The 7,683-nt window shown below is 60.1% G+C and carries 7 protein-coding genes; all 7 read right to left on the reverse strand.

The window, feature by feature from the left end:
- Positions 1 to 62 precede the first annotated feature (62 nt).
- Positions 63 to 1,796, reverse strand: a complete 1,734-nt coding sequence (locus FHT76_RS38275; RefSeq protein ID WP_183861441.1) for a hypothetical protein — start codon at positions 1,794 to 1,796, stop codon at positions 63 to 65.
- Between the two features lie 129 nt (positions 1,797 to 1,925).
- Positions 1,926 to 2,225, reverse strand: coding sequence for a hypothetical protein (locus tag FHT76_RS38280; RefSeq protein WP_183753940.1), 300 nt, complete (start codon positions 2,223 to 2,225; stop codon positions 1,926 to 1,928).
- A gap of 165 nt (positions 2,226 to 2,390) precedes the next feature.
- Complete coding sequence (locus FHT76_RS38285; protein ID WP_259131614.1) at positions 2,391 to 3,599, reverse strand: adenylate/guanylate cyclase domain-containing protein; 1,209 nt, start codon at positions 3,597 to 3,599, stop codon at positions 2,391 to 2,393.
- A 125-nt stretch (positions 3,600 to 3,724) separates the two neighbouring features.
- A complete protein-coding gene (locus FHT76_RS38290; RefSeq protein ID WP_183861390.1) occupies positions 3,725 to 4,591 on the reverse strand; it encodes an HlyD family secretion protein in 867 nt (288 codons plus the stop codon).
- Complete coding sequence (locus tag FHT76_RS38295) at positions 4,588 to 4,797, reverse strand: DUF1656 domain-containing protein (RefSeq protein WP_183861392.1); 210 nt, start codon at positions 4,795 to 4,797, stop codon at positions 4,588 to 4,590. The genes FHT76_RS38290 and FHT76_RS38295 overlap by 4 nt, the downstream gene beginning before the upstream one ends.
- The gene (locus tag FHT76_RS38300) at positions 4,794 to 6,875 is read right to left on the reverse strand and encodes an FUSC family protein (RefSeq protein ID WP_183861394.1); all 2,082 of its coding nucleotides are present in this window, start codon (positions 6,873 to 6,875) and stop codon (positions 4,794 to 4,796) included. Before FHT76_RS38300 ends, FHT76_RS38295 begins: the two co-directional genes overlap by 4 nt.
- The gene (locus FHT76_RS38305; protein ID WP_183861443.1) at positions 6,865 to 7,320 is read right to left on the reverse strand and encodes a MarR family winged helix-turn-helix transcriptional regulator; all 456 of its coding nucleotides are present in this window, start codon (positions 7,318 to 7,320) and stop codon (positions 6,865 to 6,867) included. The genes FHT76_RS38300 and FHT76_RS38305 overlap by 11 nt, the downstream gene beginning before the upstream one ends.
- Positions 7,321 to 7,683: the final 363 nt, after the last annotated feature.

A 7,683-nucleotide genomic window follows, 5' to 3' on the forward strand; every position in this document is an offset into this window, starting at 1 on the left:
ACCGGATAGAATATCGCAATCGCACCTACGTCGTGGTTAGTGAGGCCGACTAAACCCGACTACTAAAAGGCAGTCGCCAAGCCCTCGGTCTTGAAGCGAGCGCCTGCCTTGACGAGTCCATCTTCGATGGAGGCGGATAGTGCGGGCTGGTAGCGCTGCTGTGTCGTTTGTTCGCGGAAGGTCGTTTCAAACTCTGGCGCGAGCTTCCTCAGTTCCGCAAGGCCTGGCCCCGCTTCATCCGATCCCATTTGGCCAAGTGCCGCCACCCGCAAGGCTTTGATCAAGAATGTGGTATCGCTTACCTGGTCTGCAAGCAGCGTGGCCTCCGACCAATCCTTTTGCCGGTAAGCGTCGAGGGCGAGCACCAGAACCGCGTCGCGCGGAACGACATCGACAGACCTTTCGGCGTCTCGCGCAAGGGAAACACCCGCATCGAAATAGCCTGACGAAAACAGGACGAGGCCAAGCTTTGCCGCCACATCGGGATTGTTGGGGCTGAGCGCCAGCGCGCGATTGCCCGCAGCGAGCGCAGCGTCAATCCTGCCGCCGTAGAATTGCGCCAGCATCAGAGCGATATATGCCCGGTCGGAGAGCGGCGCCAAGTGGACGGCCCGATTGGCAAGCTCGAGCGCTCGTGCCGTCGTGCTCTCCTCCACCTGACCCGCCAGCCGCGTCGCAAGCGCTGCCGTGGCGTCCGCATCATAGCGGTTTGCGGCGATTGTTCGCTCCAGGCAGTTGATCGTCCGTGTACCCGATGCTCGGCCGTCGTCCGGCTCATACTCTGCTCGCAGGACGCATGCGTTGCCAAGCGAATCCTCGGCAGCATCGTGTGCTTCGATGTTGTTGATGACCCCTCGCGTCGCCGCAAAGCGGCGTGCGAGTTGTGCAACCAGTTCGTCCCGAACCGCCGCGGGGGTCCTTCCGCTCGTATCAACCCTTTCAAGCCCGGATTTGAGGAGGTCGCCAGTCGCGGTGTCTACAATCTGCCACCAGATGGTGCGGTCGTCGCCATCACCATAATATTTCATGTCGATTGCGTAAGCGTTCGACTTCGCCGGACGGAGCACTGAGGCCAGCGGCCTTTCATTTTGCTGGGCCTGCGAAACCGTCAACGTCTGGAATTGCGTCAGGGCAGTCAGCAGCATGTCGCGGGTCACGGAAGCCTCTTCGCGCAAACCTTCATCGACTGCGGTTAGCGTGACTGCGACCGTAGGCTTGGCTGTCGTGATTGGGCGGGATGCATAGACAGCAACACCAGCGGCCATGGCCGCGACAATCAGCAGGGCTGAAGTGGCTACAAGCAGCCAGGTCGGAACGGACCTCGCTGGGACATCCGGCACTACCTTCAACGGATTCTGGTCAGCGACGGAAGCCAGGGACTCTCCGCCGGTGGGGACGGAATGTTCTCCGTCATCGACCGGTGGAAGGCCACTCGAAGACCGCGTAAAAATCGCAATATAGCGCCCTCGCGGGAGTTGAACCGCAACCCGGCCTTCTTCCGCAAAAGCTTCGTAGTACTGGCTAAGCGACGACCGCAATCGGCTAAGCTCAATGCGGACAATGGGGTCGAGCGATGGATCGAAATTGCTTTGCCGACCTAAGACATCAATGGCGATGGAATAGGCTTTCACACCATCGGCACAACCGGCGAATTGCTGGTCCGTGATATATCTGAGAATGCTCCGGCTTCTTTCGGTGGCTCTGAACCGCTCGTCGGCGAGCAGACGCTCGAGCTCTGCACGGGCCTCTGGGCGCGAAACTTCGTGAGCCCAGCCTTCCTGTTCTTCAGCCTTCATCATTGCCGCCCCTGCTACGCAACGCTCAATGCCAAGTAGAACAAATGGGGTTATTGAGCAGAAAACAAGGGGTTGCAATATGAAATGCTAACAAAACCGAAACGGGATCAGTGCAGGCGCGTGTCAATCCTATTCCGGGACGCCGCCTCCGCGCTCGAGACAGTACTTGATTACGTCGGCTTCGATCTCGGCACAGACGATCTCATATTCATGGACCATCGCGCTGTCTGCGCCTCCCGCAACGCTTCTCAACCGGTCGAGCGTGGAACTTGCGTCCTCATATGCTTCGCAGAGGCTGCGAAGCGGCTCGGATTTCTCTCCGATCGTTTGAAGTCGTCCGCGGACAGCGGGCAGCTTCAGCATCAAGCGACGTAGCCCTCGCCGCTCGGCATCGGAAGGTGTTCTTACCTCGTCGTTTTCCTTGCCCATGAAGACCACCCCGGCCTCAGTCGGCTTTGTTTGAGCGATCTTAGCGAGCTGGCGGCACGGCGGAAGTACGTAACGGTAACAGACTGCGCTAACGGCTGCCGTTGGGCTTTGTTACCTTGGCATTTACGTTGCGAATTGGGCCTGCTTGGGCGGCGGCAAGCGCGTTCAAGCAGCCGGTATCATCGTAAACAGCTCCTGGGCACGGTTGACGCCCCGAAGCACATGCAGACCGATCGAATGCAGATTGTCGATCTGCGACGGGGGAACGATCGCGGCAAAACTCGCCGACATCAGAAGCCGCCGCTGCAGTGCCCGACAGAGGGAAACGATGCGGCTGACCTCGTTTACCGCAGGTCCGATAACTGTGAAGTCGAGTCGATCCTCGCTGCCGATGTTGCCGTAAAAGACCTCGCCAAGATGAAGTCCGAGATAGACGTCGGTCACCGGCCTGCCCTCGATGCGACGTTGCGCATTGAGATCGAGCAGGCGCCTGTCGAGCAGCGACCGGGCGGTCAGCGCCGCGGAACAGGCCTCGCTCGGTCGCCTGCCCTTGAAGATCGCCAGCGTGCCGTCGCCCATCAGCTTGAGCACCTCGCCTCCAGCCTCTTGGACCGACGAGATCACAGCATCGGCGTAGTCGTTGAGCATCGGAATGATTTCTTCCGGATCTACGGTGTCCGAGATGTGCGTGAAATTGGCGAGGTCCGAAAACCAGAGGGCCGCCGAGATGCGGTCACTTTGACCGCGGGTGATCTTGCCGTGAAGGACGTGGTTTGCGGCATCCTGTCCGAGATAGACCTTGGCGATCGTGCCGGCCACGCCGCTGACCGTCACGCATTTGACGGCCAACGCCAAACAGGGAAGTAGATCCCGCAACACGGCAATGTCACCATCCGCGAAACCTTCCTTTGATCGGGTGGCGAAGTGCGAGAAAAAGCAGTCGATGTCACCGATTGCCCCGCCATCGCCGAACCGATGCGCCATGGCGATAAAGTCGGTGAAGCCCGCCGCCTTCAGATCGTCAAGCAGATAGAAGTCGGCCGGATCTTCCTTGGTCAGCCTGCTGCGGATCTCTCCCGACCCCGTCGTTTCCAAGTGATGGAAGGCCGAGCGAAGCCAATTGTCAGCCACCGCGCCGGGACCGGAAAAACCATACTCCGACACGCGTTCGACCGGCTCCCTGCTGTCCCAGCGGAACGCTCTCCGCTCATAGATAGGATGAAGCGCGTCCATGACGGCGACGGAACGCTCGATCGGGAGCCCATTCGCGCGACACCGTTCGCAAAAGCCGGCGAGCAGGTCTGCTTCCGGCATGCCTTTAAGTCCGCTCTGCATCAGCCAGGTGGTGATTTCTATGACGTGGCGATCGTCCACGGCTGTCTCCTGGAACCGGGCGACCATTTGTTTTTCTCGAGCCGAACGGCTTCGTTCCCGGCATCGTTGGGGCGCCCAGACCGGTGAACTTGCGGTATTCGAAGGCGGCTCTTCAGCCGCCCCAATCAATTGACGATGGTGACGCTTGCCGTGCGGCCGGCAACCAGGGCTGTGTCATCAGGCAGGGTATCGAGCGCCACGCGAACGGGAACGCGCTGCGCAAGCCGAACCCATGTGAAAGTCGGAGTGACGTTGGCGAGCTGGGCGCTGGTATCGCTTCGCTCCCGATCCTCGATGCCGCCCGCCACCCCATCGACGTGTCCCTTGAGAGGTGTCTTGCTGCCCATCAGATAAACAAGTGCGGCGTCGCCAACCTGGATGCGGTCCAGCTTGTTCTCCTCGAAATAGCCGGCAACGTAATAGGAATCACTGTCGATCAGCGCCGTAACCGCAGTGCCCGCCGTCACATAATTCCCAGGTTTCATCGAGAAGTTGGTCAGCACGCCATTGACGGGCGCCCTCACCACGGAGCGGTCGAGATTGAGCTGTGCAGTGTCGCGGCTGATCACCGCCTGGCTGTAGGCGGCCTCGTCCTGCTGGACGGTTGTCTCGGCTTGCTGGATCTTCTGCCGCGTTACCGAACTCTCACCCAATTTGCGATAGAGCTCGAGATCGCTTCTTGCCATATCGAGTGCAGCCTTGCTGCTTTCCATCTGCGCTTCGGCCTGACGCAGCGCGAGCGCAAAACGCGCCTGGTCGATGCGGAAGATCACGTCACCTTTCCGAACGGCCTGATTGTCCTTTGCGTCCACTTCGCTGACGATCCCGGAAACATCGGCGGCAAGCCGCACGACGTCCGCACGAATTTTACCGTCCCGAGTCCAGGGCTCGTCCATATAGTAGTCCCAGAGATGCCAGCCGAGCACTCCCGCCAGGGCAACCATGACGCCGGTGAGCAGGAAGCGACCGGAATGAGCGAGAAGCGATTTCATAATGACACCTTGTTCAGAGACAGCGCGATGGCGCCAAGCAGGCAGAAATACATGGCCGTGTCGAAAAGCGGCCGATGCCAAACCAACCGGTAGAAACCGACGGAGGCCAGCACCCGCCGCAGGACGGAATTGAGGAGGTAGGCTGCGAAAGCGATCGCGCCCAACGTCGGGAAGAAGACCCCGTAAATGTCGATATCAGGCCTCATGCGGCATGTTCCTTTGCAGTTCCCGCGCCCGCGACGACAGGGAGGGAGGCTGCGTCAGGGTAAAGGGTGTATCTGAGCGCCGTCATAGATCGGCGTGCGCCCTCAATCGCCGAAGACTTGCCGGCCTCGACCAGTGCCGCCAGCGCCTGATCCAGGATCGTGAGCAGATTTTCGTCTGGCTGCGCATCCCGGCTCTTCTGCTTCTGCTGGTAGTAGGCCGCGATACCGGAGAGCACCTTCTCGATCGGCTCGCGTTTGTCCCGCGATACCAATTGCTTGTGGCGCTGGAGATCCAGCGTGTTGAGACCGTTGCGCAGGTCACGCATGATATCGGTCTGTGCGACTGCGGACTCGGCCGGAATCATCGCCAGACGTGGCGCAACCAGACCAAGCCGGTCTACCATGCGGTAGAGCAACTTCGTGAAGTCGATCTCTTCGGGTCGGCGCGCTGCAGCAACGATATCCGTCCAGCCCGACCTCAGCACACGGTAAGCGGTCCACTCAGCACCGACCGAGCGAACGAGGACTGTCGTTCCGCAGGCAATCACCATGCCGATGATCATCGCCGCATTCGAATTTACGAATGACGCGAGATCGAGGTTCAGGCGGTCCTGCAGCGTCAGCATGTTCGGCAGGTTCACGCAGAAACCCATGCCATAGAGCGCAAGTGATGGCTTCGTCATCAGCAACCCGGCCGGCACAAGCATCAACCCGAGCGCGGCGGCGAGTTCGACGTAGCTGTGAATCAGTGGCATCAGGCCATACTCGAAGACGAAAGCTGCAATGACGGTCACAATGGCGACATTCACGAACTTGATCATCATCGGCGCCGGATCGTCCATCGACGAGAAGATGCAGCAGAGCACGCCGGCCATCATCGCAGCCGCGCTACCCTGAGGCCAACCTGTATAGATCCAGAAGGCTGTCGCGATGAACGTCGCCAGCATAACCGAAAGGCCGGAATGAATGGCCATGCCATAATCCTTGTGGATCGGAGCCCGGTCGAAGGACGTGCCGAACCGGCGCCAACGAAGGTCATGATGCGATCCGGATTCAATGTCTTGCCGGAGGCTGAGACAGTCGCCCCATATCTGCACGAGATCCCGGATGCGTGCGGTGAAGTTATGGGCAAGCAGCCCGTTCCACTCCTGTTGCGCGCGTCCCTCCTCCTCCGCCCTGGTCATCAGCACAAGGAGTTGCTGTCGTTTGTCCTCGGCAAGCGGTTTGCCACTCTCGAGCAATGCCGTGACTTCGCCTATCAACGTCGTGATGGCCGGCGTGAATTTACCCGCTGTTGCCCTCTCGAGCGCATGCAGCACGTCTGCCAGACCCGAAACGATCGGCAGCATCGCAACCATGCGCTGCTGCAATATCCGGGTGCGACCGACGATGTCACGCAGCGCCGAGGTGTCATAGGCGACATGGGTGGTGAAGCTATGGAGATCGACCGCATCGGCAGCGAGCCGACGGGCTGCGGCCAGCAGCGCGGGATCGCGGCCCCTGCCCTTCAGCGTGCCGATGGCCAGGTCAGCGCCGTCGCGCAGCCAGGCATTGATACGTCCAGCCAGAACCGGCCCGGCGTGTCGCGGAAAGAGGATGCGATTCACAACCGCCGCGCAGATGATGCCGAGCGCGATTTCCACGACACGGGCAGTTGCGTAGGTAAAGGCCGTATCCGGGTTTGCGACGATCGGGAAGCCGGTCAGAGCGGTCGTATATCCCGCCAGCATGAAACTGTAGCTGCGTGGTGTTCGGTGGAGCAGACTGACGCCAAGGCAAAAAGCCATCCACAGGGCGATCGCAAGCGTCAGCATCTCCGGCGAATTGACGAGGTTGGGGATCAGGATCACCGTAACCCCGCCGCCAAGCGCCGTGCCGATCAGGCGGTAGAGCGCCTTCGATGTGCTCGCACCCGATAGCGGATGAGCCACGATGTAAACCGTACCGACCGCCCAATAGGGATTCTGCAGGTCGAAGCAAAGCGCGATACCAAGCGCCAGCATCGCGGCTGTGAAGGTCTTGAGGGAAAAGACGACGTCTCCCAGGCTGGGATCGGTCGCGTTCTTGCTACTCGTCATTTTCCTGTGTTCCGGATAGGACCGCGGTTTTCGCCGCGATGGCGCGCAGGACCTCCAAGGCGGCCTCGACCTGTTGAGGATCAAGGTCGCCTAGGATCTGTGCTCGCAGCTCCGCCGCACAGCTTTCGGCGCGCTCGGCGACCGCTGTGCCTCCTCCGGTGAGTTGCACCAGCTTGATACGGCGGTCCGCCTCATCGGGAACCCTGCAGATCAAGCCGTCATTTTCCAAACTGTCGAGAACCCGCACGAGGGTCGGCCCTTCCACACCGACCCGTTCAGCCAGAACACCCTGCGGTATCCGGTCGCCATGCCGAAGCAGCGCGATCAACGGCGCAGCGCTGGCGTCGGACAGGTTGTGATCGGTCAGGACGGCGTTCAAAGCCCGACGCCACCCGCGCCCGCAGATCATAAGCAAGGGTGCGAATTCGGCCCAGGTTCGCTTCAGATTCGTTGTCATGGAATTAGATAACATCCTATCGATTAGAATACAATGATATTATTTGGGGGCAATGATGTGACTAGCAGACCCTTTTGGGTATCGATCGCCTCCTTCCCCCGTCATGACGCTCTCCCGTTGGACAGCCGTGAAAAAGCCTATTGAGGAAGTGAAAAATTAACCATACGCCGTAATAGTTTGTTAGAGAATCGCCGAGCATCCCATTGGAGACCCTATGCGCCGATATGCAATCCTTGCCGCACTGTCTGTTCTGTCAGGCTGTGTGAGCGGCCCGGACCATGTTCCTCCGGAGATGCCGCTTCCGGCGAAGTTCAGCGAGGGTGGCGCCAAGGACATTGGCGACGTGTCGAC

This window comes from Rhizobium sp. BK176 (genome assembly GCF_024808055.1).

Bases quoted from the DNA above. Each gene is read 5' to 3' on its own strand.
- FHT76_RS38295 (WP_183861392.1), bottom strand. From the start codon at position 4,797: ATGAGGCCTGATATCGACATTTACGGGGTCTTCTTCCCGACGTTGGGC.
- FHT76_RS38280 (WP_183753940.1), bottom strand. From the start codon at position 2,225: ATGGGCAAGGAAAACGACGAGGTAAGAACACCTTCCGATGCCGAGCGG.
- FHT76_RS38275 (WP_183861441.1), bottom strand. From the start codon at position 1,796: ATGAAGGCTGAAGAACAGGAAGGCTGGGCTCACGAAGTTTCGCGCCCA.
- FHT76_RS38300 (WP_183861394.1), bottom strand. From the start codon at position 6,875: ATGACGAGTAGCAAGAACGCGACCGATCCCAGCCTGGGAGACGTCGTC.
- FHT76_RS38290 (WP_183861390.1), bottom strand. From the start codon at position 4,591: ATGAAATCGCTTCTCGCTCATTCCGGTCGCTTCCTGCTCACCGGCGTC.